At 37.4% G+C, this 25,599-nt stretch carries 30 protein-coding genes and 3 pseudogenes; 16 read left to right on the top strand and 17 right to left on the bottom strand.

Annotated elements, in window-relative coordinates:
* Positions 1-87: 87 nt before the first annotated feature.
* The gene (glmM, locus tag FFO06_RS03055; protein ID WP_137906706.1) at positions 88-1,536 is read right to left on the bottom strand and encodes a phosphoglucosamine mutase; all 1,449 of its coding nucleotides are present in this window, start codon (positions 1,534-1,536) and stop codon (positions 88-90) included.
* 210 nt (positions 1,537-1,746) lie between these two features.
* Here glmM and FFO06_RS03060 point away from each other — a divergent pair, with 210 nt between their 5' ends.
* Together FFO06_RS03060 and FFO06_RS03065 are read left to right on the top strand one after the other, a co-directional pair.
* Positions 1,747-2,463, top strand: coding sequence for a biliverdin-producing heme oxygenase (locus FFO06_RS03060; RefSeq protein ID WP_137906707.1), 717 nt, complete (start codon positions 1,747-1,749; stop codon positions 2,461-2,463).
* 162 nt (positions 2,464-2,625) lie between these two features.
* A complete protein-coding gene (locus FFO06_RS03065) occupies positions 2,626-2,859 on the top strand; it encodes a hypothetical protein (RefSeq protein ID WP_137906708.1) in 234 nt (77 codons plus the stop codon).
* On the opposite strand, the gene FFO06_RS03070 is transcribed toward FFO06_RS03065, so the two are convergent.
* Positions 2,854-3,168: a type II toxin-antitoxin system HicB family antitoxin gene (locus FFO06_RS03070; protein WP_236097055.1), complete on the bottom strand. Its 315-nt coding sequence runs from the start codon at positions 3,166-3,168 to the stop codon at positions 2,854-2,856. The genes FFO06_RS03065 and FFO06_RS03070 overlap by 6 nt on opposite strands.
* Before the next feature lie 26 nt (positions 3,169-3,194).
* Complete coding sequence (locus FFO06_RS03075; protein ID WP_137906710.1) at positions 3,195-3,533, bottom strand: XisI protein; 339 nt, start codon at positions 3,531-3,533, stop codon at positions 3,195-3,197.
* Positions 3,534-3,771: 238 nt separating this feature from the next.
* Here FFO06_RS03075 and FFO06_RS22240 point away from each other — a divergent pair, with 238 nt between their 5' ends.
* From FFO06_RS22240 to FFO06_RS03090, 3 genes are all read left to right on the top strand, one after another.
* Entirely contained in the window at positions 3,772-5,388 is a 1,617-nt protein-coding gene (locus FFO06_RS22240; RefSeq protein ID WP_137906711.1) for a pentapeptide repeat-containing protein, read from the top strand.
* A gap of 327 nt (positions 5,389-5,715) precedes the next feature.
* The gene (gene cobW / locus FFO06_RS03085) at positions 5,716-6,768 is read left to right on the top strand and encodes a cobalamin biosynthesis protein CobW (RefSeq protein ID WP_137906712.1); all 1,053 of its coding nucleotides are present in this window, start codon (positions 5,716-5,718) and stop codon (positions 6,766-6,768) included.
* A 45-nt stretch (positions 6,769-6,813) separates the two neighbouring features.
* Positions 6,814-7,275, top strand: coding sequence for an ABA4-like family protein (locus FFO06_RS03090; RefSeq protein ID WP_137906713.1), 462 nt, complete (start codon positions 6,814-6,816; stop codon positions 7,273-7,275).
* Positions 7,276-7,359: 84 nt separating this feature from the next.
* Here FFO06_RS03090 and FFO06_RS03095 read toward each other — a convergent pair whose 3' ends face one another.
* From FFO06_RS03095 to FFO06_RS03120, 6 genes are all read right to left on the bottom strand, one after another.
* On the bottom strand, positions 7,360-7,695 hold the full coding sequence (locus tag FFO06_RS03095) for a XisI protein (protein WP_028083321.1): 336 nt from the start codon (positions 7,693-7,695) through the stop codon (positions 7,360-7,362).
* Positions 7,683-8,099, bottom strand: a complete 417-nt coding sequence (locus FFO06_RS03100) for an element excision factor XisH family protein (RefSeq protein WP_137906714.1) — start codon at positions 8,097-8,099, stop codon at positions 7,683-7,685. Before FFO06_RS03100 ends, FFO06_RS03095 begins: the two co-directional genes overlap by 13 nt.
* A 102-nt stretch (positions 8,100-8,201) precedes the next feature.
* The gene (locus FFO06_RS03105; RefSeq protein WP_137906715.1) at positions 8,202-8,420 is read right to left on the bottom strand and encodes an acetyltransferase; all 219 of its coding nucleotides are present in this window, start codon (positions 8,418-8,420) and stop codon (positions 8,202-8,204) included.
* Between the two features lie 63 nt (positions 8,421-8,483).
* Entirely contained in the window at positions 8,484-8,792 is a 309-nt protein-coding gene (locus tag FFO06_RS03110) for a DUF3181 family protein (protein ID WP_137906716.1), read from the bottom strand.
* 118 nt (positions 8,793-8,910) lie between these two features.
* Positions 8,911-9,168, bottom strand: coding sequence for a hypothetical protein (locus tag FFO06_RS03115; RefSeq protein WP_137906717.1), 258 nt, complete (start codon positions 9,166-9,168; stop codon positions 8,911-8,913).
* A 136-nt stretch (positions 9,169-9,304) separates the two neighbouring features.
* Positions 9,305-9,568 (bottom strand): hypothetical protein, encoded by a 264-nt coding sequence (locus tag FFO06_RS03120; protein ID WP_137906718.1) that lies wholly within the window; start codon positions 9,566-9,568, stop codon positions 9,305-9,307.
* Positions 9,569-10,106: 538 nt separating this feature from the next.
* On the opposite strand from FFO06_RS03120, the gene FFO06_RS03125 reads away from it, so the two are divergent.
* Positions 10,107-10,523, top strand: coding sequence for a deoxyribodipyrimidine photo-lyase (locus FFO06_RS03125; protein ID WP_137906779.1), 417 nt, complete (start codon positions 10,107-10,109; stop codon positions 10,521-10,523).
* 150 nt (positions 10,524-10,673) lie between these two features.
* Complete coding sequence (locus FFO06_RS03130) at positions 10,674-12,068, top strand: TldD/PmbA family protein (protein WP_137906719.1); 1,395 nt, start codon at positions 10,674-10,676, stop codon at positions 12,066-12,068.
* Positions 12,069-12,150: 82 nt separating this feature from the next.
* Here FFO06_RS03130 and coaE read toward each other — a convergent pair whose 3' ends face one another.
* Together coaE and cobA are read right to left on the bottom strand one after the other, a co-directional pair.
* Positions 12,151-12,741 carry a dephospho-CoA kinase gene (gene coaE, locus FFO06_RS03135; RefSeq protein ID WP_137906720.1) on the bottom strand — a complete coding sequence of 197 codons (591 nt, stop codon included), beginning with the start codon at positions 12,739-12,741 and terminating at the stop codon, positions 12,151-12,153.
* A pseudogene (cobA, locus tag FFO06_RS22525) lies at positions 12,741-14,393 on the bottom strand (uroporphyrinogen-III C-methyltransferase). Before cobA ends, coaE begins: the two are co-directional and overlap by 1 nt.
* Before the next feature lie 183 nt (positions 14,394-14,576).
* Here cobA and FFO06_RS03150 point away from each other — a divergent pair.
* From FFO06_RS03150 to FFO06_RS22245, 7 genes and pseudogenes are all read left to right on the top strand, one after another.
* Positions 14,577-14,993, top strand: a complete 417-nt coding sequence (locus FFO06_RS03150; protein WP_137906721.1) for an element excision factor XisH family protein — start codon at positions 14,577-14,579, stop codon at positions 14,991-14,993.
* On the top strand, positions 14,981-15,316 hold the full coding sequence (locus FFO06_RS03155) for a XisI protein (protein ID WP_137906722.1): 336 nt from the start codon (positions 14,981-14,983) through the stop codon (positions 15,314-15,316). Before FFO06_RS03150 ends, FFO06_RS03155 begins: the two co-directional genes overlap by 13 nt.
* Positions 15,317-15,384: 68 nt before the next feature.
* On the top strand, positions 15,385-17,100 hold the full coding sequence (locus FFO06_RS03160) for a bifunctional serine/threonine-protein kinase/formylglycine-generating enzyme family protein (RefSeq protein WP_137906723.1): 1,716 nt from the start codon (positions 15,385-15,387) through the stop codon (positions 17,098-17,100).
* 254 nt (positions 17,101-17,354) lie between these two features.
* The gene (gene tumA, locus FFO06_RS03165) at positions 17,355-17,585 is read left to right on the top strand and encodes an antitoxin TumA (RefSeq protein ID WP_137906724.1); all 231 of its coding nucleotides are present in this window, start codon (positions 17,355-17,357) and stop codon (positions 17,583-17,585) included.
* Positions 17,575-17,853, top strand: a complete 279-nt coding sequence (gene tumE / locus FFO06_RS03170; protein ID WP_236097056.1) for a toxin TumE — start codon at positions 17,575-17,577, stop codon at positions 17,851-17,853. Before tumA ends, tumE begins: the two co-directional genes overlap by 11 nt.
* Before the next feature lie 87 nt (positions 17,854-17,940).
* Positions 17,941-18,138 (top strand): hypothetical protein, encoded by a 198-nt coding sequence (locus tag FFO06_RS03180; protein WP_137906725.1) that lies wholly within the window; start codon positions 17,941-17,943, stop codon positions 18,136-18,138.
* 126 nt (positions 18,139-18,264) lie between these two features.
* A pseudogene (locus FFO06_RS22245) lies at positions 18,265-18,393 on the top strand (antitoxin TumA); the annotation flags it as partial.
* Between the two features lie 47 nt (positions 18,394-18,440).
* Here FFO06_RS22245 and FFO06_RS03185 read toward each other — a convergent pair.
* The 4 genes from FFO06_RS03185 to FFO06_RS03200 all read right to left on the bottom strand — a co-directional run bounded on the left by FFO06_RS03185 (position 18,441) and on the right by FFO06_RS03200 (position 21,596).
* Complete coding sequence (locus tag FFO06_RS03185; protein ID WP_137906726.1) at positions 18,441-19,073, bottom strand: type I restriction enzyme HsdR N-terminal domain-containing protein; 633 nt, start codon at positions 19,071-19,073, stop codon at positions 18,441-18,443.
* 201 nt (positions 19,074-19,274) lie between these two features.
* A complete protein-coding gene (locus FFO06_RS03190) occupies positions 19,275-19,754 on the bottom strand; it encodes a tetratricopeptide repeat protein (RefSeq protein ID WP_137906727.1) in 480 nt (159 codons plus the stop codon).
* A gap of 16 nt (positions 19,755-19,770) precedes the next feature.
* Positions 19,771-20,712 (bottom strand): homogentisate phytyltransferase, encoded by a 942-nt coding sequence (locus FFO06_RS03195; RefSeq protein ID WP_137906728.1) that lies wholly within the window; start codon positions 20,710-20,712, stop codon positions 19,771-19,773.
* A 41-nt stretch (positions 20,713-20,753) separates the two neighbouring features.
* Positions 20,754-21,596, bottom strand: a complete 843-nt coding sequence (locus tag FFO06_RS03200) for a methyltransferase domain-containing protein (protein ID WP_137906729.1) — start codon at positions 21,594-21,596, stop codon at positions 20,754-20,756.
* Between the two features lie 196 nt (positions 21,597-21,792).
* On the opposite strand from FFO06_RS03200, the gene FFO06_RS03205 reads away from it, so the two are divergent.
* Both FFO06_RS03205 and FFO06_RS03210 read left to right on the top strand, forming a co-directional pair.
* Entirely contained in the window at positions 21,793-23,148 is a 1,356-nt protein-coding gene (locus FFO06_RS03205; protein WP_137906730.1) for a TrkH family potassium uptake protein, read from the top strand.
* 58 nt (positions 23,149-23,206) lie between these two features.
* Positions 23,207-23,902 carry a potassium channel family protein gene (locus FFO06_RS03210; protein ID WP_137906780.1) on the top strand — a complete coding sequence of 232 codons (696 nt, stop codon included), beginning with the start codon at positions 23,207-23,209 and terminating at the stop codon, positions 23,900-23,902.
* A gap of 111 nt (positions 23,903-24,013) precedes the next feature.
* On the opposite strand, the pseudogene FFO06_RS21825 reads toward FFO06_RS03210, so the two are convergent.
* Together FFO06_RS21825 and FFO06_RS03220 are read right to left on the bottom strand one after the other, a co-directional pair.
* Positions 24,014-24,155, bottom strand: a pseudogene (locus tag FFO06_RS21825) (transposase); the annotation flags it as partial.
* Positions 24,156-24,346: 191 nt separating this feature from the next.
* On the bottom strand, positions 24,347-25,204 hold the full coding sequence (locus FFO06_RS03220; RefSeq protein ID WP_137906731.1) for a hypothetical protein: 858 nt from the start codon (positions 25,202-25,204) through the stop codon (positions 24,347-24,349).
* Positions 25,205-25,599 lie beyond the last annotated feature (395 nt).

Here is a 25,599-nt window from a genome sequence, read left to right on the forward strand (position 1 = left end):
ACCGTGACAGTATAACACAAAAGACCGATTATCCTATCGGTATGTCGTGGTTTGTAACAAAATTTTAAGTTTGTTGTTTCTGAACTTTTAAGCCAGGTGTTGTTGGACTTGGGAAACTAATTCATTTGTCCAATGGTTAACAAGTTCAGCATTAGCGGCTTCTACCATGACTCTAATTACGGGTTCGGTCCCAGAGGCACGGACGAGGACTCTACCATTATCACCCATGGCGGCTTCGGCTTTTGCGATCGCTTGTTGTACGGGTTGACAATTTTCCCATCCTAGTCGCCGTTCACGATCTAATACTCGCACATTTCGTAATATTTGGGGATAGGTTTGGAAACTTTGATCTACCATTTCTGCTAAGGACTTATTCGCTTCTTTCACCACCGCTGCAATATGTAGCGCTGTTAATAAGCCATCTCCAGTCATAGCATAATGACTACAAACAATGTGACCTGATTGTTCTCCTCCTAACATTCCTCCAGTTTTCCGCATTTCCGCTTGAACGTATTGATCACCTACTGCGGTGCGAATTAATTTACCCCCTATCTGTTGCCAAGCTCTTTCAAAGCCCAAATTGGCCATGACCGTGGAAATTATCAGGTTATCTGGTAGTTGTTGCTTTTGTTGTAAATGACGACCCCAAAGGTAAAGAATATAATCACCATTCACTGATCTGCCCGTATTATCCACAGCGAGAACACGATCTGCATCGCCGTCAAAGGCAAAGCCTAAATCCGCTTGATGGACTTTAACAGCGGCTTGGAGAATATCTAGGTGAGTAGAACCACAATTAACATTAATGCGATCGCCATTTGCTTCATTATGTAAACAAATTACCTCCGCACCCATTTCCGTAAATACCGCTGGTGCTAAACCTACCGCCGCCCCCCAAGCTAAATCTAAAACAATCTTCATCCCTTGCAGATTCGGTCCCGACTGTAAAGGTGCTTGTATAGCTTGACTATAATCCTTGATTAACTCCGCACGGTAATAATGTCTACCGCAATTATTTATACTAAAATCCAGGGATAATTTACCACGTAATCCCGCCTCAATTTCCATTTGTACGGCTTGGGGTAACTTACCACCATCTGCATTAAATATTTTAATTCCATTGTCTTCTGGTGGATTGTGGCTGGCGGAAATCATGATTCCACCAATGGCGTTAGTGGTGCTGGCCAGATAAGCTACACAAGGGGTAGGACATAATCCCAAATACCACACTTCTAACCCTGCTGCGGTTAAGCCAGCACTCAAGGCCATGGCTAACATATCACTAGAGTTACGGGAATCTTGTCCCAGAATAATCGGTCCTGGATAGGTAGCATGACTACTTAAAACCATACCCGCCCAAAAACCCACTTGTAAGGCTAAGGGCGCGTTTAGCAGTTCTCCCACTTGACCACGAATACCGTCTGTACCGAATAAAGCATTAGCTGGTAACGGTATGGAATTTAACATCCAACTATTTTCTACCTTTGTCACCAATTCGGAAATACAGCCTTGAGTCTGAACCATTGATGAAACCATAAGTTTAAGAACCCCAGATAATTACACAGGAGAATAGCATTTTTTTTGATCATTCTCGACCCTGGTGAAACAAGATGTTGTTTCCTTGCTTAATGATTTTTAATATAAATTCTCATCAAATAGTTCTAATCTAACCTTTTAATGGGATTTTTTGACCCTTATGTTCAGAAAACTCCAGAAGTTAATTTTTTTACAGTTGAGAATTTTAATATGAGCAGCAATTTAGCAAGCAAATTACGTGTAGGGACAAAGAAAGCACATACAATGGCAGAAAATGTGGGTTTTGTCAAGTGTTTTTTGAAAGGAGTTGTGGAAAAAAACTCCTACCGCAAGTTGGTTGCTAACTTTTACTTTATTTACTCAGCCATGGAAGAGGAGATGGAAAAACACAAACATCACCCGGTGTTGAGTAAAATTTACTTTCCCCAACTTAACCGCAAGCAGACCCTAGAACAGGATTTAACTTACTACTATGGCAAACTTTGGCGGGAACAAATTAAATTGTCCCCTGCGGGTGCGGCCTATGTCAACCGTATTCGGGAAATTTCTGCTACCGAACCAGAATTATTAATTGCTCATTCCTATACCCGTTATCTAGGTGATTTATCGGGGGGACAAATTCTCAAAGGTATTGCTCAAACTGCGATGAAATTGGGTGAAGGGGAAGGGACAGCCTTTTATGAATTTGCAGATATTAGCGACGAGAAAGCATTTAAAGCGGAATATCGGCAAAATTTGGATGCTATGCCCATTGATGATACCACAGGCGATCGCATTGTAGAAGAAGCAAATGCCGCCTTTGGTGTGAACATGAAGATGTTCCAAGAATTGGAAGGTAATTTGATTAAAGCCATTGGGATCATGGTTTACAACACTTTAACCCGAAAACGGACAAAAGGTAGCACTGAATTGGTAACTGCTGAGTAATGAGTTAAGAAATATTAACTTTTCTCAACTCATCTCAACTCATCTCAACTCATCTCAACTTAAAATAACTGGGGGTAATTTCCCTGTGATTGTTTTTATGTGCATGAAAGCAACCAGAGGGAGATTACCCCAATTTAGAATCATCAAATTCAAGAACAATTTGTGAATGGTGAAAAATATTCAGTTACCATCACCGAAGATGGTATTTTTTTAAAAAAAGCTGCTAAATTTGATTGGAATGAATTAAGGAAAACAAGAGAAGCAGTAAATGATCCTCATCCTTTGACAACAGAAGAGATTTGTGAAATTGTGCGAGAAGTTCGCAGGGAAAATAACCAATTAGGAAAGCAAAAGATTTTTTGCACGAATATCAAATTTAGTAAATTAATCTCATAATTCTTGATCTATATTTTGCGCTAAACTCCCATTTTCTACCAAACCAATAAACTCAGCTAGTGGATCATTTATGATATCTTTTTCACTGGGTAAAGGAATATTATCCCCCGCTTCATAAGCTGTTTCTATCCACAATTCCCGCGCTTCATTGATATTTGTCATTGTCTCTGCTAGGGTTTCTCCTTGAGTGAGACATCCGGGTAAGTCTTTGATTTCTGCTACATATCCACCTTGTTCTACGTCAGGGTAAAGAGTGACGGGATATTGAAGGTTTAAATAGTATTCTAGAGATGGTTTTATCAATTTCATAAATTTGCTCATAAAAAAATGAACTATTAACTAACAGCAAAGTTTGTATATGGTCTGATTTGAGGATGACGAAAACCAAGTACAATATCCTGTGTAGGAACACCTGCTGCTATAAAATCATTAGCAATACCTTCTTCTGTATCATCATATTGAATCCAAATTTTATGATCAATCAAATCTACATGAATTGGTGTGGTATGTAGATATTGATCATCGTTCCAACCAATATCTAAAACTAGATAACGTTCATGTTCATCATCAAATAAAACTTGGGAGTTATAACCATCAGGTATAGAAGCGCGATATTCGGCGGTTTCTGTTAATATGCTTTTGATGATTTCTTGATATTTTAATTTGGTATCCATTGTACTATCTCCTCATTTTTATCATCAAATACAATCAGTTCTTGACATTATAAACCTATTCTATATTAGTGGTTCTGGGAACTGATACAAGATTTTATGAAAACAGACTGAATAATAGTTTAGCTATTGGTTGGCAGAAATTAATTTTTTAAGGGTAAATTTTAACCAGCTTAGTTTTATCTTCATGAAATTAGGTTAAAATCCGAATATTGGCAATTTTAGGTATAAAAACTAGATTATGGCAAATGATGAGCATTTAGCAATACTGACGCAAGGGGTAGAGGTTTGGCATGAGTGGAGAGAGGAAAATCCAGATGTAACACCTGACTTGAGAGGGGCTGACCTGCGTGAGGCTAACCTGTGTGAGACTAACCTGAGTGAGGCTAACCTGTGTGAGACTAACCTGTGTTGGGCTAACCTGTGTTGGGCTAACCTGAGTGAGGCTAACCTGAGTGAGGCTAACCTGAGTGGGGCTGACCTGTTTAGGGCTGACCTGAGTGGGGCTGACCTGAGAGAAGCTAACCTGAGTGTGGCTAATTTGAATGGGGCTAATTTGAATGGGGCTAACCTGAGTGTGGCTAACCTGAATGGGGCTGACCTGAGTGGGGCTGACCTGAGAGAAGCTAACCTGAGTGTGGCTAATTTGAATGGGGCTAATTTGAATGGGGCTAAACTGAATGGGGCTAACCTGAGTGGGGCTAACCTGAGTGGGGCTAAACTGAATGGGGCTAACCTGAGTGGGGCTAACCTGAGTGGGGCTAACCTGAGTGGGGCTGACCTGTGTAGGGCTAACCTGAGTGAGGCTGACTTGAGTGAGGCTAACCTGTTTAGGGCTAACCTGAATGGCGCTAACCTGTTTAGGGCTAACCTGAGTGAGGCTGACCTGAGCGGGGCTGACCTGTTTAGGGCTAACCTGAGTGGGGCTAAACTGAATGGGGCTAAACTGAGTGCGGCTAATCTGAGTGAGGCTAATCTGAGTGAGGCTGACCTGAGTGAGGCTGACCTGAGTGGGGCTGACCTGAGTGGGGCTAACCTGTTTAGGGCTAACCTGAACGGGGCTAACCTGTTTAAGGCTAACCTGAGTGAGGCTGACCTCAGTGGGGCTAACCTGTTTAAGGCTAACCTGTTTAAGGCTAACCTGAGTGAGGCTAACCTGAGTGAGGCTGATTTAGAAAGATCCCAAGTAATTGGTACAAATTTTCACAATGCAACTTTAACAGGTGCTTGTATAAAAGATTGGCAGATTAACAGTAAAACAAACCTAGACGCAGTAATTTGTGAATATGTTTATCTTGATGATGAAAAAACAGAAAGACGACCTATCAATGGTAATTTTGCACCTGGAGAATTTGCCAGTTTATATAAGAAGATTATAGAAAACACAGATTTAATTTTACGCAAAACTCCCGAAAATGATAATACTGTTAATAAGCCAGAAAAAAATATTGATGTAGATAATACTTCTAATAACCAAGGAGTTCAACGTTCAGACTCAACAATTCACACTTGGGAAAGACTAGGCTTTCGCTCAAAAACAGAAATCAAAATTGCTGAAGCATTAGACCGAACTGGAGTTTTATTTGTCCCCAATTCCTTAGCACGACTTACCACACCCAAAGGTAGAGAAAATAAAGAAGCTGATTTTCTCATTTGTTATAAAGGTAAATGGGGAGTTTTAAAAGTTGATGAACCACATCACACCGCAGAACGCAGAGTTGAAGAACAAGAAGAAGAACGCATTTTCAAGAGGAACGGTATTAAAGTTGTAGAAAGATTTGATGCCCAAAGATGTTATAACAATCCTGATGAAGTAGTGCAGGAATTTTTCAACATGATAGATATTGGATATTCTTAAAATAATCTGACCTCACCCCAACCCCTCTCCGACACGGAGAGGGGCTTTTAAACTAATAATTAGTAATATTAAATTAAGTATTTCAGCCAATACTTTTCAGTTAAAATAAATCTCTTTTTTAAAACAAACCACAGAGGCACAGAGAACACAGAGAAAAGGGCTTAATAAACTCTTTACAAAACTCTATTGGGATTTAAGCCTCTCCAATCATAAAAACTGCTCCTTTTCCCTCCCCTGTAGGGGAGGGTCAGGGAGGGGTGCGGGGAGAGGTTTGGAGAGGGGTTAGACAATATATGGTAAAATTGATTTCAAAACTACACACAAAACATGGCTACAAAGATCCCCGTTACCGTGATCACAGGCTTCTTAGGAAGCGGTAAAACCAGCATTATCCGTCACCTCCTCCAAAACAACCAAGGACGACGCATAGCAGTATTAGTCAACGAATTTGGTGAACTGGGGATAGACGGAGAATTATTAAAATCCTGTCAAATTTGCCCGGAAGATGAAGTACAAGAAACTCCAGAAAATACTAACATATTTGAACTGACAAACGGCTGTTTATGCTGCACCGTGCAAGAGGAATTTTACCCGACCATGCGGGAATTAATTAAACGCCGCGATAGTATTGATTATATTATCATTGAAACCTCTGGGTTGGCTTTACCGAAACCTTTAATTAAAGCCTTTCGTTGGCAAGAAATTCGCAATGCTGCTACGGTAGATGCAGTAATTACAGTAGTAGATTGTGCTGCGGTTGCTGCGGGAACTTTTGCTAGTGATTTAGATGCTATAGCCGCCCAAAGACAAGAAGATGATAGTCTAGAACATGAAACACCATTACAAGAATTGTTTGAAGATCAACTGGCTTGTGCTGATTTAGTGATTTTGAATAAAACTGATTTAGTTGATAGCCAAACTCAAGGACAAGTTTTAGAATTAGTCAAGAAAGAATTACCGAGAGTTGTGAAAATTGTCGCTAGTGATTATGGTAAATTAGACCCATCTATCTTATTAGGATTTGCAGCCGCAGTTGAAGATAATTTAGATAATCGTCCTAGTCACCACGACACAGAAGAAGACCATGATCATGATGATGAAATTAACTCAACTCACGTGATTTTAAACCGGACTTTTGACCCGGAAAAGCTACAAGCAAGATTAGAAAAACTGGCACAGGAACAAGAAATTTACCGTATTAAAGGATTTGTAGCTGTTGCTAATAAACCCATGCGGTTAGTTATGCAAGGTGTAGGGAATAGATTTGATAAATTTTATGATCGTCCTTGGAAACTAGAAGAAGCAAAACAAACCAGTTTAGTTTTTATCGGTCGTAATTTACAATCTTCAGCAATAGAATCTCAATTAGTAACTTTGTAAGTCTCATTACTGTCACCTGTCAACTGTCAACTGTCACCTAATCTTATGAATACCACAGATTTGTTTAATGTTGCGAATGTTTTTGTTTTGCCTTTTTGGGCTTTGATGATTCTTTTACCTAATTGGAATGTCACCCGCAAGGTCATGGAATCTTATCTACCTTTTGTGGTTTTAGCTGCTGGGTATTTGTATTTATTTGTCACTAGCATTACCCCAGAAAATGCTGCTGCTTTATCAAATCCTCAATTAGCAGATATAGCCAAGTTTTTTAGTAATGAAACTGCTGCTGCTACAGGTTGGATTCATTTTTTAGTCATGGATTTATTTGTGGGAAGATGGATTTATTGGCAAGGACAAAAAACCGGCATTTGGACAATTCACTCGATAGCTTTGTGTTTATTTGCAGGTCCTTTAGGTGTACTTTCTCATATTTTCACCTATTGGATTTCTAAAGCTTTTTCTCAGGGTGCTGAGGGTGTAACAGAAGAAGAAAAAGTAGGGGTTTAGTTAAGTTCACTACTTGACAATCAATTTAAATCAATTTATTTAGATCCGAGACTTCTGAGAGAAGTCGGGGATCTATTTTTGTTTTTAACTCACAGCATATTCTGTATAAGGACGAATTTCCAAGGGATGAAAACCTAAAACAATTTGATCTTTAGGAATACCAGCATTAACTAAATCGTTAGCAATTCCATCTTCTGTTCCATCCCTTTGAATCCAAATTTTACTATTAATAATTTGTATATGGACAATACAAGCATGAACTCTCACACTTTTTTCCCAACCAGAAGTTATTAATAAATAATCTTTATCGTTTTTACCAATAATTAATTCTGTTTGCAATTCTCTGTGGTAATAAGGAATTGCTGCATATTCAGTTAATACTTCCTGGATAATTTGTTGATATTCATTTAGTCTATCCATTGTGTAATCTCCTGTTGGGTGGGATCAAAAATAAGTAGGTGGATTTTATGTTTTTTCAAAACTAGTGTACCAATAGGTTCAGAAAAAATTTCTTTATATGTTGATTCACGAATAGCTAAATATAATAAATATTCATTTGCACTTTCTTCTAATATGTCTGTATATAAAAGATATTGTCCTAGTGCATTTTGCAAATCAGCGATCGCCGATGGATTAATAAAACTTTTAATTTCTACAATAATTCTCCGTTCTGCTTTTTCAGCAATTAGTAATTTTTTTGCCCCTAAATCAACAAATAATTCTCTTAAACCCCACTTTAGTTTAAAGGGATCATCAGTAATTTTCCATCCATCTTTTTCTAAGGCGGTTTTAACTGTATTGTGATAAATATCTTTGGCTGGCATTTATAGTTAATCTCAAATCCAATTTATAGGGTTAAGACCCATGATATTATAATCATAATATTATAATCATAGGGTGAACCAAATCACCCTACATCATTAAAATCAAGTTAAGCAAGTCTCTCTATAATGGGCATCTAACCAACAACGCGGTAATTTTTCCCCAGAGGGAAATATTAATTCTTCCTTTTTATAAGTGTCCGTTTCCTGTTCTTCTTGTCCTTCTTGATCTTGGGCATGGACGATTTTAATAGTGGGGTCAAATAGTTCTTGAACATCAACTATTTTCACCAAATCGCGGCTATCTTTGATTTGTAAAAACATTTTGATCAACCTCCATTATTCAAATGTGTAAATCTGCCAATGGGAATGGTAAGAAAGTAAAGATTATATTTCCCGTTGATATTTTTCTAAGATATCCACTAAGGCTACTTGACATTGTAATGGTAATAAATCAATTAAAGATAGTTCCTTTCTCCCACCACCGACTTTGACGGTAATAGATTCTAAAACTGCAATTACTTGATCTTCATTGACAGCACAAGAAGTAATTAAAGGATACAACTTTTCAGCCACAATCTTATGCAATCTGGCATCGGATAAATAAAGATGCCATTTAGCAATATCTATATAAACACTTTCACCAATTTCTGCGGCTAGGGTTTCTAGTAATTCTGTGGTATTGATTTGAGCCATAAATACAATCTCATTGTTAGTAACATTGGTATATCTTAGCTTATTTCACATTATTACTCAAGTAGCTAGACTTGAGCTACTACCACAGGTGAGAATACCCTAGCTTAATTTTCATTCTTTAGGTAGATTTTGGTGGAGTTTGATCGTAATTAGCGATCGCACCAATGTAAATTAGATGCAGTATTAATACTCCTATCCAACCAATTGTTAACCCTGGTAGCCATTCCCAGGGAGTATTTTTCAAAATGTGGAAAAACCACAATCCCGAAGTCACAGTTGCACAAATACCGACATGAACAGCAAAATTCATGCGATCATCTAGTTTACGAAACTCTGGATCTTTGCGGTCTGGTTTGCGAGGCCAACGAGGGGGCATAAATATAAATGTTCTCTAAATGTTCTTGACAGCAGTTAACACACCCTATCTATTGTAAGGTCTTGCGGGTGTAACTGATGAATTTATTTCGCACCAAGACGCAAAGGCGCAAAGAATCCAGAGATGGTAGTATGGGTTATGAAATCTGCACTGTTGACTCTGTATAACAACTTTCGCCAAATTCGCTGCCTCTAGCACTAGGTACTAAAGTCCAACCTGCTTTTAAGAGTTTTTGATAAGTAGCCCAACCCTTGGAACCGCGAGGAACGCGATGATCTGGAACTGAAATTTGAGGAAAAGCTGTATAAGGCCGCCAAGGTTGTCCAGATGCAGTTTGCAAGTACAAAATCTTTTCATCATCACCGTTAGACTTAGATAACCAGCACATTTGTCGAACCATGGTTAACTCCTTGATTGTTTAGCTGAAATATCACCAGGAGGTTAACTGCGGATATTCAGTAGTTTGGGAAATTACCACAAAGGTGTTTTTGATTCCCCATCTAAGTCCTCAGTTATACCAAATTGTGATTAAGTGTTATTGAGCCTGATGTTTAAGGCAGTAAAGATTATTTTGTCAAGTAAATTATTTAAGAAGGTAAACTCCTGTCAGCTGGTTTTATTAAAAGGGAAAGATGAACAAGAACAATGGTTTTTTTTGATTATTGATGTTTCCTGTTAATCAAATATTTTCAGCAAATATTTTTATCATGTTAGCCACGGTTGTTATAATTGTATGTATCTATAGTTACGATTTGCTAAAAATGAGCAAAAATTTATTGATAATGTTGACAACGCAATTCACGTGAGAGGCCAGAATGCCTATTTTACAGGAATGTAAAGGATTTAAGCCCTTTGCACATGATCCAACTTCACCGTTATGATTTAAGATGGGTATTGGATTTTATATATTCTTCTATTGACATAGATCAGCACAGATGATGAATCAACCAGTTGTTTGGGTAAATGGAGACTGTCTAAGTCCCTACAACCCCGCACTTCAAGAATATCCCCAAGCTCCAGCCCTTTGGGTTTGGGATGATGCTTTAATTACCAAGTGGCATATTGGATTAAAACGCCTCACGTTTATTTACGAATGTTTGCTAGAATTACCCGTAGAAATTCGCCGGGGGAATGTAGCAGCAGAAGTTTTAGCGTTTGCTCAAGAACATAATACTAATCATGTGGTGACTACAGATAGCCCCAGTCCCCTCTTTAGTGATATTTGTGATCAAATTGAAAAGTCTGCAAAATTGGAAGTTTTTGCTGTAGAACCGTTTTTTGAATATGATGGATATATTGATTTAAAGCGGTTTTCCCGGTATTGGAAAGTAGCAGAAAAATATGTTTTTGAGTAAAAATAAATGTAGTTTAAGTAGGTGAACGGAAAAAAACGACATAAGTAACGAAAAGTAAAGTTGCCCAAAACCTGTTCCCTGTTCCCTGTTCCCTGTTCCCTTGTCATAACGACAATTTTTAACGCCAACCTACTGATAGTGAATTTTGCAATGACAACCAAACTTACTGATGTTCAAAATCTCCTCTCAGATTTAATTTCCCGTTACTCTTCCCGTGTGGACTATTTGATGATTCGCTTAGAAGAATCCCAAGGAACAGATATTGTCTTACGTGGTGAGCAAGTGGAAACTCTCAGTGAGGGTATTTCTATTGGTGGCCAGATTCGTACTTGTTATAAAGGTGGCTGGGGATTAAGTAGTTTTAATAAATTAGCAACCATTGAAGACCGCATAGAAGAAGCCATCGTCGCAGCCCGGATAATTGGTGATGAAGAAACTATACTCGCACCTATTGATCCTGTCCAAGCAGTATGTCAATTACCGATCTTGGGTACTGATCCCCGTCAAGTTTCGCTGAAGCAGAAAAAACAATTATGCGATCGCTATACGGAATTAATGAAAACATTAGATAGCCGTATTACTACTACTTCCGTCCGTTATAGTGACAGCAGCCAAAGAGTAATTATTATCACATCTGAAGGGACTTTCATTGACCAATCTTGGGTAGATATGGAAATGCGCTTTGCAGCCACAGCCAGGAATGGAGACACAGTACAAACCGGCAGAGAAACTACTGGTTCTCGCAAAGCCTACGAAGACCTAACTAATTTAGACAAACAAGTTAAAAGTGCAGCAGCAAGAGCAGTTACGTCTTTATCATTACCTTCAGTCAAAGGCAACACTTACACCGTAGTGATTGATCCCATTCTCACTGGTTTATTTGTTCATGAAGCCTTCGGACATCTTTCCGAAGCGGACATGGCCTATGAAAACCCGGATATTCTCGAAGTTATGACTTTAGGAAGACGTTTTGGACCCGAAGAACTGCAAATATTTGATGGTGCTGTACCCGAAGGACATCGCGGTAGTTATTTTTACGACGATGAAGGTACACCCGCAACGACTACCCAGCTAATTCAGGATGGTATATTAGTTGGTAGACTGCATTCCCGTGAAACTGCTGGTAAATTAGAGGAGCAACCCACGGGTAATGCTCGTTGTCTCAATTATCACTTTTCACCCATTGTCAGAATGACAAATACCTGGATTGAACGCGGGAAAACCCCAGTCCCCGACTTATTTACTGATATCAAAGAAGGAGTTTATGCCCAAAATTGGTTAGGTGGAATGACGAATGGGGAAATGTTCACTTTCACTGCTGGGGAAGCTTGGATGATTAGAAACGGGAAAATTGCTGAACCCGTAAAAGATGTTACCCTTTCCGGTAACGTCTTCCAAACCCTCGCAGATATAGAAGCCATTGGTGATGATTTTTACTGGGATGAATCCGGGGGTTGTGGTAAAGGTGGACAAAATGGTTTACCAGTGGGTTGCGGTGGTCCGAGTTTGCGAATTAAGGATGTTGTAGTGGGGGGAGAAAGTTAAATTTTGTTTCGCGCAATCTCTTTTAGATATCCCGCAGGGGTAGTCGCTAAGGAGAAAAGACGCAAAGGAAAATAAGGGGTTTTTAAATACCCTTTTTTATCACCATATCTATTTGTTGTAAAAGGGATTCTAAATTAGAAGAATTATCTAAATTTACGTCAGCACGGGCGATTTTTTCAGCAATGGGTAATTGACTATTAATTCTTGCTGCTGCTTGTTCTGCTGTTAAATTATTTCTTGCCATTAATCTTTCTAGTTGTTGTTGTTCAGAACAAGATACAACCCAAATTTGATTAACTAAGCTCTCTAAATTGGCTTCAAATAAGAGAGGAATGACTAAAATTAAAGTATTTGCAGATGATTCCTTAATAGCTTGATCAAAGCAATTTCTAACATAAGGATGAATTAAACTTTCTACCCAATGACGTTCTTGGGGAAGATTAAAAATAATTTCTCCTAATTTTCCTCGATTTAAATTACCATCATTTAATATAATATCTTTACCATATTTTCCTACAATTTTTGATAGAAGAGGAGAACCAAGAGACACAGCATCTCTCGCATAAATATCTGCATCTAAAATCGGTAAATTGTAAACCGTAGCCAAATAATGAGCAACTGTACTTTTACCCGTCGCAATACCACCAGTTAAACCAATTAAATTTTTATTCATTAGTGATTAAATACATCCCTCTGTGATCTCTGTGCCTCTGTGGTTCGTGATTCTTTGATTACATACTTAATAATAGCATTTGTTAAACCTTCTAAAGTATATTCTTCCGCTTCAATATCCACTCTGCCAAAGATAGAATGACAAGTTTTTGAAGTTTGAGGACCAATGGAAGCTATAGAAACCCTGGCTAAAATTTCCGGGTTGTAGGTAAAAATAGGTGCTGTTAATTGGGAGAAAAATAGCACAGTTTTAGAACTCGCAAAAGTAATGATATCTATGGTATTATTAACTAAAGCATATTCAGCCGCAGTTGGCATATTTTGAGGACAGCAAGATTCATAAGCGGGAACTTCAATTACTTCCGCACCTTTGGCCGTTAATTCTTTAACCAACACCTCTCTGCCACCACTTTCAACCCTAGGAAATAATATCTTTTTACCTGTTAGTAATTCAGGAAAATTTTCCACTAAAGAATCAGCAACAAAGTCAGGAGGAATAAAATCCGCTTGTATATTTTGTTTTTGCAAACTTTGGGCTGTTTTTTCACCAACAACAGCAATTTTTACCCCAGATAAAGCATTTTGATTTTGACCAGATTTTGCTAATCTTTGAAAAAAGTATTCTACCCCATTACTAGAGGTGAGAATTAGCCAATTGAAAGTTGATAAATGTAAAATTGCCTGATCTAAAGCTTCCCAACTACTAGGAGGTCCAATTTCCAAAGTTGGCATTTCTATTACTTTAGCACCTGCGGAGGTTAAGCGATCGCTAAATTGATTTGATTGACCGACGGAACGGGTAACTAAGATGGTTTTACCAGCGAGGGGGGAAAGATTGTAATTCACGGTTGTTGCATTAATAATTTTTGGTTTCGCGCAAAGACGCAAAGGAGCAAAGACGCAAAGAGGAGATTTTTTTAGATTATAGTTAGATTACAAGTAATCGCGTAATCTCACAACTTCACCAATAACTATAACTGCGGGAGAGAGAGATAAACCAGCGGTTTGCTGGAGAATATTTTCCAGTTCTCCTGTCCAGATTTGTTGGTTTGGTGTCCCAGCCCAACGGATAATAGCAATGGGTGTAGAATAGGATTTTCCATATTTTATCATTTGATGGATTATTTCTGGTAAATTTTTTCCTCCCATCAAAATTACTAAGGTTTCCAAGCTTGCTAATGCTTCCCAGTTTAAAGTATCTGGTTCATGGGCTGTACAGACTGCAAAACAACGACTAAGAACGTTATCTGTGAGGGGAATTCCCGCTAATAATGGTGCTGCTAATGCCGAAGAGATTCCGGGAATGAGTTCAAAATCACAACCGGCTGTTTTTAAAGCTGCAATTTCTAAAAGACAGCGACCAAATATAAAAGGATCTCCTGATTTTAGTCTAATAACTTGTTTACCTTCTAAACAATATTTTACCAGTAAATCGTTAATTTCAGTTTGGGAAGTGCTAGGTTGACCACCGCGTTTACCAACATCTATTTTTAGACAATTACCAGGGACACAATCTAATAATTGACTATCAACTAAAGCATCATAGACTAATACTTGAGCAGTTTGTAAAAGACGATAGGCTTTAACTGTTAAATAGGCCACATCTCCAGGTCCAGCACCAACAAGATAGACTTTACCCATTTTTATAATCATGTTTAGTAATTACTCCTAAATAAAGGTTGTTTTATTATAATAAAGTAACTCAAACATGATATAATCCTTATCAGGTCTTTACAAGACTACACCACAGTTATTCGTCCTGATCACAATGGTACTTGTGTTGCTTATATCCCATCCCCAATAAGTATCATAGATTACTTAATAGTAAAAATATAAATAATGGCTAAAGACAAATTTCACGATGTTGTCAAAAATGCTTTAATTAAAGAAGGATGGACAATTACAAATGATCCATTATTTATTCAATTTGGAGGAGTAGATTTATATGTTGATTTGGGTGCAGAAAAAATGCTTGCAGCCCAAAAAGACAATGAAAAAATAGCTGTTGAGATCAAAAGTTTTCTTGGTGATTCCACAATTTCTGACTTTCATCAAGCTCTTGGACAACTGCTGAATTATCGCTTAATTTTACGACGGCAAGAACCAGAAAGAATTTTATATTTAGCTGTCCCATTTGATATTTATGAAAGTTTTTTCAAGCTAGAATTTACTCAGATAGCTATTATTGATTATCAGTTAAAAATTATTGTTTATAATATTGACGAGGAGGTAATATCTCAATGGATAAATTAGAAAAGTATCGGCATTATATTGAAAGTATTCTCAAAGAATATAGTCAATATAAACCATCCTATGGAGATGTAGAATTACAGGTAATTATTGATAAAGAACATAATCATTATCAATTAATGACTGTGGGATGGAATGGAGAAAAACGCATTCATGGAATCATGCTACATATTGATATTAAAGATGGTAAAATTTGGATACAACACAATGGAACTGAAAGAAGAATTGCTCAAGATTTATTAGAATTAGGAGTACCAAAACAAGATATTGTTTTAGCATTTCATTCACCAACCAGAAGAAAATATAGTGATTTTGCGGTGAATTAATTAGGTTTGGGGTAAAAATGGAAAATATTGTATAATTATACTCAAACGATTAGCCCCAACGAGTATCTATGAGTCAATGTCTTAACCCCGACTGTCTACAGCGAAATCCACCGGACACGATATTTTGTCAACGTTGTGGAAGTAAACTAATATTGCAAGAACGATATCGTAGTGTGCGGGTAATTGGTGAAGGTGGCTTTGGGAGAACCTTTTTAGCAGTAGACAAACAAAGATTAGATACTCCCTGTGTAATTAAGCAATTTTTACCCCAACAGTCGGGAAGTGCGGCTTTAGAAAAAGCGACAGAGTTATTTAAACAAGAAGCTTTTCGACTGCGAGATTTAGGAAAACATTCACATATTCCTGATTTACTCGCATTCTTTCCCCAAGAAGGAAGACTATATTTAATTCAGGAATTTATCGAAGGTAAAAATCTCTTAGATGAATTACAACAAAAAGGAAAATTCAGCGAGTCAGAAGTTAAACAGATATTAGTTGAATTATTACCTATTTTACAATTTGTCCATGATAATAAAGTCATTCACCGAGATATTAAACCAGAAAATATTATTAAAAGTTCCCAAACTGATGCTTTATTCCTAATTGATTTTGGAGTTTCTAAAGAAGTTGGGGGAACTGTTCTGACTAGAGTGGGAACGATTACGGGAACGCCGGGATATGCACCACCAGAACAATTTCGCGGGATGGTTTTTCCCAATAGTGATCTTTATAGTTTGGCTGTAACTTGTATTCGTTTATTAACAGGATATTTTCCCAAAGCTGACGGTGATGATTTAATATTTGATTCCATGAGAATGCAGTGGATATGGAAACAATATGTTTCTGTGAGTCAGGAGTTGGAAATAGTTTTAGATAAAATGTTGCAGGATTTACCGATTAATCGGTTTCAATCAGCATACGAGGTTTTATCAGCATTGCAAATACAACAAATTCCACCGACAATTATCGCCCCACAACTACCAGTTTCTCCTAATTCCTACCAGCAATTTTTACAATTTATTTCTCCACCAGTAAAACCACCAGTTTATCCTCACCAAAATGAAAATCTAGGAAATGGTGTAGTTTTAGAAATGGTGGCAATACCTGGGGGAAAATTCCTCATGGGTTCACCGGAAGGACAAGGATATGATAGAGAAAGACCCCAACATCAAGTTACCATTCAACCCTTTTACATGGGAAAATACCCTGTTACTCAAGCCCAATGGGAAAGGGTAGCATATTTACCCAAAGTGAAAATTGATTTAAGGTCTAAACCCTCACACTTCCAAGGTGCAAATCTTCCAGTTGAAAATGTATCATGGCATGACGCACAGGAATTTTGTGTTAGACTAAGTAAAGCTACAGGTAAATTATATCGCTTACCCAGTGAAGCAGAATGGGAATATGCTTGTAGAGCTAATACCACAACTCCCTACTACTTCGGTGATACCATTACCACCGATTTAGTCAATCATCGTAATAAGTATGGACAAACCACAGAAGTAGGAAAATTTCCCCCTAATGCTTTTGGTTTGTATGATATGCACGGAAATGTCTGGGAGTGGTGTGAAGACGGTTGGCATGAAAACTATATAAACGCGCCTATTTGGCCTAATAGTAGTATTGCTTGGATGAGTAACAATAACAACCGTGTGCTGCGTGGTGGTCAGTGGTATCTTAATCCTTCTTATTGCCGTTCGGCCAGTCGCAGCTACAATAGTGGAGACCGCAGGAACAAAGACAACGGTTTTCGGTTGGTAGTTTCTGGTGCAGGGATTCTTTAATTTTTTACACTTTCAAATATTTTTAATAAGTAGGTTGGGTTGACACCAGGAAACCCAACATTTCCTATAATTACAGCAGTTCCCGGTATTATGAAGTACAGATATTAATGATAAAACTCTTGTGGTGCGGGCATACTTCGACCAAACTCAGTACAAGTCTTGCCCGCACAAAGTGTACTTCACTCAAAGCTACTTGCTGTATTATATTTTGAGGTTATGTTATTTTAAATTTATATCCATAATTGAAAAAGACAATGCGTAAACAAACTATTCAATACACATCACCATTAGATGCTTTAGTTGCGGTTGCAAAACGATTAAGTATCTGTGAAAACCAACAAAAAATGGATTCTGAAGAATTTTTTTACCAATATAATCAAGGTATATTATCAGATGATGCCCTATTTATAGAATGGGCAAATGATTACCGTCATTACCTTGCTTTACGTCAGGAACTAGATCAAAGATTTAACTATGCTGCCTAATATTCTATCTGATGACTTCAATCAAGTTGAGCAGGTAGTTCTTATGTACAGTAATGTTTATGTCGAACGTTACGAAGAGGAAATTTTAACTCCCAACCGAGCTAATATCAAAATTCGATTGCGTTTCCATCAAACACATTTGCTAGAAATAAACGAAGCTATCGTAGTCGCAAACAATCAATTACAATTTCTCGATTACCGTTACCATTTTCAAAACGAACATAATTACCTAATTTTTCGTTATGATACACCGATGACAGATTATTAAGAAAAGCTAAAAAGTATCCAGATTTGATTACCATTAAAGCAGAAAACCCCGTTGTTTGGTTAATGAACATTTTACAGGAGGAAACAGATGAAACTAACAGAAATTAGACAACAAGGATATCAAGCATTAATTGAATCCTTGGGAGTTGTAGGAATGTTACGCTTTATTCAACAATTTGAAGTAGGTTATGGAGATTACACTACTGAAAAATATCAATTAGAAGAACCAACCATAGAAGATTTTCAACAATTTGTGAGAGGGGATAATAAGGAAGTAAATAAATAAAGGGAAAGGGATGGTTTAATTTTTAATGTTTTTGATAGCTTTTTTGATTTTATCTGAGAGGATGTTTTAAAAGTGGGAGGCTGAGGTTATGTTATTTTAAATTTATATCCATAATTGAAAAAGACAATGCGTAAACAAACTATTCAATACACATCACCATTAGATGCTTTAGTTGCGGTTGCAAAACGGTTGAGTATCTATGAAAACCAACAAAAAATGGATTCTGAAGAATTTTTTTACCAATATAATCCCGGAAGATAGGATATAAAGATGCAATAAATATTCTTAACCATTAGCGATTCCTATGTCTCACTGAAGGCGATCGCCTCCGTTCCCAAACGTTTTAATACCTGTAACACACTATAAAGCTCATTATCAGGATTTACCAAAGAAAACAGCCGTGAATTAGCATATTTATGTTCCAATACCTTTAAAAATAAAAACTCATTACCATTGGTAATCATGCCAAAGGTTGGTAGCACAGTTTCCTGATTACCCAACATATAAGCCAAAGCTTGAGGAATTTCGCGTGTCACCGCAAAATCACTCCGTTTTGATTCAATTACCAACAACCAAAGCCGATTTTTTAACACCAAAACATCAATCCGCCCCCGAATAATCGTTCCTTCATCCTCCATTTCTAAAGCCACACCCGTTTCTGTTTCAATCCTAAACGGTTTATGATAAAAACCAGCTAAATCTAACAAGGGCGCAAGTACCACCATCTTCACTGTATTTTCTAGCATTGGGGGATCATCCATCAATTCTAAAAAATTAGCCTTCACCCGATCTAATAAATGTTGCTCTTCTTTGTTCAAAGCCTCAAGCCCATCCAACCACTCAGGAAAAAAAGTAGCATCTTGAACGATTTGAATGCCAAAATTTTGCTTTAATTCCCGTAGCGTCACATCCTTGGCCGTAATAGACTGAAGCATTTTGATATTTCTCCTGACGAAATTTCAAGCTCAAATCATAGTATAATAGGACTTACGCAAGATTCATGGAATAACGAACCACAGAGGCACAGAGGTCACGGAGAAATGAGGATTTGAGAGATATTTTGCGTAAGTCCTGTATAAATCAAATCAACTGTAATAATCCTAAAAATCATAATATGGCTACGCCACGCTTTGCTATCAGATATTTTTAGCCATCATTTTATCTAACAAAACACTAACCTTTTTCGCTCTTTCTGGTTGACGCTGTTTTTGCAATAACTCTTTTGCTGTGACTAAATTAGCTTTTGCTTCTGCTTCCTGTTGTTCCTGCATGAGAATATTTGCTAAACGTAAATAAGCATCAGGATTTTTAGGACTGCTATCAATTACTTCACAAAATAACGCTTTGGCTGCGGTAATTTGCCCCTTTTCATTTAAAATATCTCCTAACAACAAACGTACCATATCATTGGTAGAATTGATAGCAATAACTTTTCTCAAAGCTATTTCGGCATTTTCAAAATCTTTGGCTTGATAAAAATTGATACCTTGCTGAAATAAATTAGAAGTAATCAATGTTTTGATACTCAAATAACCAAGAATAGCCAGACCAACAATGACTACAAAAATTGCGAAAATATTAGATGAATTAGATGAAATAGAAAATGTTTCTAACATGATTTTAAGCCAAATTTTAAGCTAATAAACAAGAGACGGGAAAAAGTAGATATTCAATGAAAAACAATTTCCAGATAAATTGATAGAAATTAGTAATGGCTTTTTTGTCTTGTAAATCAACTCCTGCACCTTGCCACCATAAAACAATTAAAGTTAATGTATGGGTAATTACAACAAAAATAGTATTAACTTCCGCAAGCTGAAATAATCCTACTAAAATCATGCCTCCATAACAGATAGTTAATACCCAAAGAGCCAGATTAAATACTTTTTGTTGTCCAAGTTGGAGGGTAAAAGTTGTGATATTATAAACCCTATCTCCTTCCATATCAGGAATATCTTTGAAAATTGCGATCGCAAATGTAAATACCAAGATAAAAACAGTTAAAGCCCAAACTGCACTGGGAATACCTTGGCTTCTTTGCAATACCCAGCTAAAATGCAAAAACAAACCTAAATTAACAATCGTTCCCCGCACGGAAAAAATACATAAAGCAGCCCAAAAAGGAAACTGTTTTAACCGAATTGGTGGTAAAGAATAAGCCGTACCAATTGCTAAACTTATTGTTACCATTCCCATTAAAAAAGGTCCAGTTAGCCATGCTACAGCCAAAGCCAAAATACCAGTAATAATAACAATTAATTGTCCTTGTCCTCTCGTAAATTCTCCCGCAGCTAAAGGTAAATCAGGTTTATTGATTTTATCAATATCAATATCTTCCAATTGATTCAAACCAACAATATAAATATTACCACTTATACAAGCAATCCATGTTGCTAAAATTTGCCCAATATGCAAACCAGAAAAACTTGTAGAAGTAACACCCAGGGTAATTAAATATAAACCCAAAACACTCAAACTTGTTCCCATAATCGTATGAGGACGGGAAAATTTCCAAAAAGAATAAAACCAACTTTTTGGAGAAACAGCAGAACTTTGTTGATAAAATTGATTCATTTTTTGCTCTTTTTTATTTGCACCATCTGAAAGAATTGGACTTACTTTGTCCCGCGTAATAAACCAAAGCGAACTAACCCAGTTTCATAACCTCGACGCATTAACCCCAAAGATAATGCTCCTTGAATTGTACTCCAACCCGCCATTAATAAACCGATAAATGCTTGGGGCGTGAAAGCTGAATCAATTACTACATTCCAAAAAGGTGCAACTGCGGTTGACCAATCAGCAGTGCGAATATTATTTAATGGTAATTGCCAAGCGATCGCTTCATACTCCGCTAAAGACATTACATAAGGTAAACAATAGACCCTATAAATGTCCTCTAAGTGCTTTTGTTCATCCGCTGTCAGTGCTGACTTATCCGTATTCCGATGACACCATGTCACCATAATCAAAGTCCCACCCGGTTTTAACACGCGATAGCACTCTTGCAAAAACTTAGTTTTATCCGGCATATGTTCACCGCTTTCCAGTGACCAGACCAAATCAAAAGAATCGTCATCAAAGGGCATTTCCTGGGCATTGGCCACCATGAATCTAGTCTTTTGACTCAAATTCATTGCCAAAGACCTTTCCATGGCTCTAGCGGCTTGTACAGGACTCAATGTAATTCCCGTGGCATTTGCCCCAAACTTTTCAGCCAAGTATAAAGAACTACCACCAATTCCACAACCCACATCAAGGATATTTTTAGCACCGTGAACATCTGCCCATTTTAGCAGTTCTTCAATTAAATCAATTTGTGCTTGACGGCGTTCTTTCACCTGTTTACCATCTACACCATAATAACCGTGGTGCATATGTTCACCCCAAATCTGCTCCCACAACCCGGAGGAAGCGTCGTAAAATTCCTGAATTTGTTTGTAAAGTATTTGACTCATTATTTGATAAATAAAGATAACATAAGAAACTGAAAAGAAAAAACTTATTCTTAGGCTACCATCTATGTTTTTAATTAGATAGGGATATTTTTGCCTGGGAGTAACTGATCAATTCTACCTTGCGAATCTCAAAAATAACCTAAATGCACAAATTTTCTTGATTTTTAATTGATTTTTAATTGATTTTTAATTATTTATGACCGTTGCTCGGACAATTTGTTTAGGGTTTATCGCTGTCATTCTCTTGGGAACAATTCTCTTAACCTTGCCTTTTTCTACTGGTAACGGGAATTGGAATGATCCCATTGTGGCATTATTTACTTCAACTTCCGCAGTTTGTGTTACAGGTTTAGCTGTGGTAGACACTGGTACTGATTTTTCCTTTTTAGGTCAATTGTTTATTGCTCTTTTAGCCCAAATTGGTGGTTTGGGTTATATGACAACTACCACATTTTTGATGTTATTAATAGGCAGAAAATTTGATTTGCGACAAAAAGTAGCAATTCAACAAGCTTTAGATCGTCCAGGGATGAGTGGAAGCGCTCAAATTATCCGTTCCATTATTGCAACTACCCTATTATTTGAACTTACGGGAGTATTACTACTAATGATAGCCTTTGTCCCGGAAAAAGGTTGGCAAGAAGGAACTTGGTTAGCAATTTTTCATAGTGTTAGTGCTTGGAATAATGCTGGCTTTAGTCTATTTAAAGACAATTTAATCAGTTATCAATCTTCTCCTTTAGTGATTTTAACAATTGGCACATTAATTATTTTTGGAGGTATTGGTTATCAGGTAATTTTGGATATGTATTTGTGGTTAAGAGATAGCTTTACTTATCAAAGTAATCGTTTGATCAGAAAAAATAGTTGTTTAATATTTTCCCTAGATTTTAAAGTGGCTACTAGCACAACCTTAATATTATTAGTGCTAGGAACAATTGCTCTTTTGATGATAGAAATTAAAGATAATAGCACCTTTGGAAAATTAGATTTAACCGGAAAAATATTAGTCGCTTGGTTTCAGTCAGTTACCACCAGAACTGCTGGTTTTAATAGTATTGACATTGGCAAAATGACCAATGCTGGATTGTTCATTATGATTGCGCTCATGTTTATTGGTGCAAGTCCTGGAGGTACAGGAGGAGGAATTAAAACCACAACTTTACGAGTGATTACCAGTTGTACAAAGGCAATTTTGCAAGGTAAAGAGGAGGTATTATTATATAATCGCAAAATTGCCGTATCATTAATTTTAAAAGCAGTAGGTGTAGTATTTGGTTCATTAGCAACTGTGATTGTTTCCACGGTTTTAATTAGTATTACCGACCCGGAATTTCCCTTTATTCAGATTCTCTTTGAAGTAGTATCAGCCTTTGGTACAGTGGGACTTTCTACAGGTATTACAGCTACTGTTTCTACCACAGCCAAATTAATTTTAATTCTCACCATGTACATTGGTCGAGTTGGTATCTTACTATTAATGTCATCCATACTAGGTGATCCTCGTCCTAGTAGAATTCATTATCCTGAAGAAAATCTCCTGGTTGGATAATTACCAATTACCCATTACCAATTACCCATTACCAATTACCCATTACCCATTACCCATTATGAATCTTTCATCATTAAAATTTCTCCGCAGTTTACGTAAAGACAATCACCAATTTGCTGTCATTGGCTTAGGTCGTTTTGGTCGTTCTGTTTGTTCAACATTGCATAATTTAGGTTATCAAGTATTAGCCACAGATGTTGACGAAAAACGAGTTTCTGAGGCTTTAAATGAGCAAATAGTCGGTCATGCTTTACAACTAGATTCAACTGAACCAGCAGCACTAAAAGAAGCCGGAATTTTTGAATTTGATACCGTAATTGTCGCCATTGGTAACTACGTTCAAGAAAGTATTATTACTACTTTAAATGTAAAAGAAGGTGGTGTACCTCACGTAGTGGCAAAAGCCTCTAGTGAAGTTCACCATAAATTATTACAACGAGTGGGAGCAGATCATGTAGTATTTCCTGAATATGAAGCCGGTTGTGCTTTAGCACGAACACTTACTAAACCAGGAATTTTAGAAAGATTTGATCTTGACCCAGATAATAGCATTGTGGAGTTAATTGTTCCTGATGAATTTCATGGAAAAACTATTGCTGAACTTCAACTTCGTAACCGTTATGGTTTAAATATGTTGGCCGTAAGTCATGATAGTAAATTTATCATTAATCCTGAACCAACTAAACGTTTGGAAAAAGGTTCTGCAATGGTAGTAATTGGTTGCAACAAAGATATTAATCGTTTACCAATTTGAACTTCTCGCGGCAGTCCCTACCCTCAATGTACCCTTATGGTAGGGGTTAGAGCAGGTTATTGTAGCGAAGCGGAAATAACCAATCTTTCTATTCTAATCTTTCTATTCTATTTACTTCGTTGGTGCGTCTTGTTCCTTGATATATTGCTTTAGTTTTTCAATTGGCGCACCACCACTTGATGCCACATAATACGAGCTAGACTGTGAAAACAGGTTTCCAATAAAATTTATCAATATGTTCTTTAAATTTTTTCTACTTTATACTCACTCAAACTACATCTCACGTTAAATTACTCAGTGTTAATCCCCGACATGATTCAATGCCAGTTAAGCGGTCAGGTTGACCGTGGTAGAGACGTTCCATGGAACATCTCTACATAGTGCCGACACTTTCAGGAAGAAAAAGCTGGTAATTGTTAGCTTATGTTAGCTTTTTTGTATCGTTCAAGGTTCAAAATTAAGGTTCTTGATTTTCCCTTGGGCAATTTTTCTTTTGACAAAAACGCCAGCCCCAAATACCATGGTTGCACCCACTAAAGGAAGCGCGTCTGTTTCCCAGGGAACAGCCGTAGGAGGTGGCGTTCCGTCGTCGACTGTTACGCTTGTCAAGAGTGCTATAGGAGGTTGTCCACCTGGACCGCCTACGTTGAAGAAACTCAGCAATTGGCTTGTGTTAGTGGCTGTGAAGTCCATGGTTATTTTCTCCCAGGGTCGAACGTTCTCGTAAAGAGCCATGTCGATCCGAGGAGCCCATTTAACTTCGTTACCAAAAGTAACCTGGAATTGATCCCATGTGGGTGTGTTGTAAATATTGGTATAACCTCCAGGGTTAATGGATGCTCCTGCCTGATAAAAGCTGACGGTATAGTTTTTCCCTACGGTAAGGCCAGTCAATTGTTGACTCAATCTCGGTCCATACTGTGTGTCTCCGTCGAAATTAAAGAACCATGCTGGGGCACCAGTAGGAGAATTAACAGTCTGTCCAGGTGCAACATTTAACGCAAATGCACCCGGTAGTCCGGGTGCACTCCCACTACCGACGGCAGTACCAGGTGGCGTTATAGCTCCATAAACGGCACTGGAATGGTTGAAAATAATCCAGTCTGGGATGACGTTGTTTGTATATGTGCCCTGACCCTGAATACGATAAGTGTTATTTGGAGAGGCATCTTGTATCGTTTGACTGGGAATTAGATTACCATTTTTGAGTATATTAACGGCTTGTGCAGGAAGACTCACAGCAGAAGCCAAAACCATGGCGGAAAATCCCAGGACAATTGGCTGATATTGATTGATATTCATTGATTTACTGATCATTGATTTTTGAGTTGATCAAGGATTTTTGCAGTCTGATTCACCTTACCAATGTGCCAGTTGCGTAAGTCCTGGTATTGGTATTATTTACTCAGTAATAAGAACTATATAGTTATGTATCGCCAATGAACACTCCAAAATTCCCACTTTTTCGTATGTCAAAAAAAAGCCATTATTGGTGGTATAATTAAATTTATCTGCTTTATACTCACTCAAACTACATCTCACGTTAAATTACTCAGTGTTAATCCCCGACATGATTCAATGCCAGTTAAGCGGTCAGGTTGACCGTGGTAGAGACGTTCCATGGAACATCTCTACATAGTGCCGACACTTTCAGGAAGAAAAAGCTGGTAATTGTTAGCTTATGTTAGCTTTTTTGT

Origin of the sequence: Dolichospermum planctonicum (genome assembly GCF_005402965.1) — a bacterium.
In the GTDB taxonomy this organism is placed as follows: Bacteria; Cyanobacteriota; Cyanobacteriia; order Cyanobacteriales; family Nostocaceae; genus Dolichospermum; species Dolichospermum planctonicum.

Excerpts from the sequence above, each read along its gene's own strand:
- glmM (WP_137906706.1), bottom strand. The coding sequence starts at position 1,536 with ATGGTTTCATCAATGGTTCAGACTCAAGGCTGTATTTCCGAATTGGTG.
- FFO06_RS03060 (WP_137906707.1), top strand. The coding sequence starts at position 1,747 with ATGAGCAGCAATTTAGCAAGCAAATTACGTGTAGGGACAAAGAAAGCA.
- FFO06_RS03070 (WP_236097055.1), bottom strand. The coding sequence starts at position 3,168 with ATGAAATTGATAAAACCATCTCTAGAATACTATTTAAACCTTCAATAT.
- FFO06_RS03075 (WP_137906710.1), bottom strand. The coding sequence starts at position 3,533 with ATGGATACCAAATTAAAATATCAAGAAATCATCAAAAGCATATTAACA.
- FFO06_RS22240 (WP_137906711.1), top strand. The coding sequence starts at position 3,772 with ATGGCAAATGATGAGCATTTAGCAATACTGACGCAAGGGGTAGAGGTT.
- cobW (WP_137906712.1), top strand. The coding sequence starts at position 5,716 with ATGGCTACAAAGATCCCCGTTACCGTGATCACAGGCTTCTTAGGAAGC.
- FFO06_RS03090 (WP_137906713.1), top strand. The coding sequence starts at position 6,814 with ATGAATACCACAGATTTGTTTAATGTTGCGAATGTTTTTGTTTTGCCT.
- FFO06_RS03095 (WP_028083321.1), bottom strand. The coding sequence starts at position 7,695 with ATGGATAGACTAAATGAATATCAACAAATTATCCAGGAAGTATTAACT.
- FFO06_RS03100 (WP_137906714.1), bottom strand. The coding sequence starts at position 8,099 with ATGCCAGCCAAAGATATTTATCACAATACAGTTAAAACCGCCTTAGAA.
- FFO06_RS03105 (WP_137906715.1), bottom strand. The coding sequence starts at position 8,420 with ATGTTTTTACAAATCAAAGATAGCCGCGATTTGGTGAAAATAGTTGAT.
- FFO06_RS03110 (WP_137906716.1), bottom strand. The coding sequence starts at position 8,792 with ATGGCTCAAATCAATACCACAGAATTACTAGAAACCCTAGCCGCAGAA.
- FFO06_RS03115 (WP_137906717.1), bottom strand. The coding sequence starts at position 9,168 with ATGCCCCCTCGTTGGCCTCGCAAACCAGACCGCAAAGATCCAGAGTTT.
- FFO06_RS03120 (WP_137906718.1), bottom strand. The coding sequence starts at position 9,568 with ATGGTTCGACAAATGTGCTGGTTATCTAAGTCTAACGGTGATGATGAA.
- FFO06_RS03125 (WP_137906779.1), top strand. The coding sequence starts at position 10,107 with ATGAATCAACCAGTTGTTTGGGTAAATGGAGACTGTCTAAGTCCCTAC.
- FFO06_RS03130 (WP_137906719.1), top strand. The coding sequence starts at position 10,674 with ATGACAACCAAACTTACTGATGTTCAAAATCTCCTCTCAGATTTAATT.
- coaE (WP_137906720.1), bottom strand. The coding sequence starts at position 12,741 with ATGAATAAAAATTTAATTGGTTTAACTGGTGGTATTGCGACGGGTAAA.
- FFO06_RS03155 (WP_137906722.1), top strand. The coding sequence starts at position 14,981 with ATGGATAAATTAGAAAAGTATCGGCATTATATTGAAAGTATTCTCAAA.
- FFO06_RS03160 (WP_137906723.1), top strand. The coding sequence starts at position 15,385 with ATGAGTCAATGTCTTAACCCCGACTGTCTACAGCGAAATCCACCGGAC.
- tumA (WP_137906724.1), top strand. The coding sequence starts at position 17,355 with ATGCGTAAACAAACTATTCAATACACATCACCATTAGATGCTTTAGTT.
- tumE (WP_236097056.1), top strand. The coding sequence starts at position 17,575 with ATGCTGCCTAATATTCTATCTGATGACTTCAATCAAGTTGAGCAGGTA.
- FFO06_RS03180 (WP_137906725.1), top strand. The coding sequence starts at position 17,941 with ATGAAACTAACAGAAATTAGACAACAAGGATATCAAGCATTAATTGAA.
- FFO06_RS03185 (WP_137906726.1), bottom strand. The coding sequence starts at position 19,073 with ATGCTTCAGTCTATTACGGCCAAGGATGTGACGCTACGGGAATTAAAG.
- FFO06_RS03190 (WP_137906727.1), bottom strand. The coding sequence starts at position 19,754 with ATGTTAGAAACATTTTCTATTTCATCTAATTCATCTAATATTTTCGCA.
- FFO06_RS03195 (WP_137906728.1), bottom strand. The coding sequence starts at position 20,712 with ATGAATCAATTTTATCAACAAAGTTCTGCTGTTTCTCCAAAAAGTTGG.
- FFO06_RS03200 (WP_137906729.1), bottom strand. The coding sequence starts at position 21,596 with ATGAGTCAAATACTTTACAAACAAATTCAGGAATTTTACGACGCTTCC.
- FFO06_RS03205 (WP_137906730.1), top strand. The coding sequence starts at position 21,793 with ATGACCGTTGCTCGGACAATTTGTTTAGGGTTTATCGCTGTCATTCTC.
- FFO06_RS03210 (WP_137906780.1), top strand. The coding sequence starts at position 23,207 with ATGAATCTTTCATCATTAAAATTTCTCCGCAGTTTACGTAAAGACAAT.
- FFO06_RS03220 (WP_137906731.1), bottom strand. The coding sequence starts at position 25,204 with ATGAATATCAATCAATATCAGCCAATTGTCCTGGGATTTTCCGCCATG.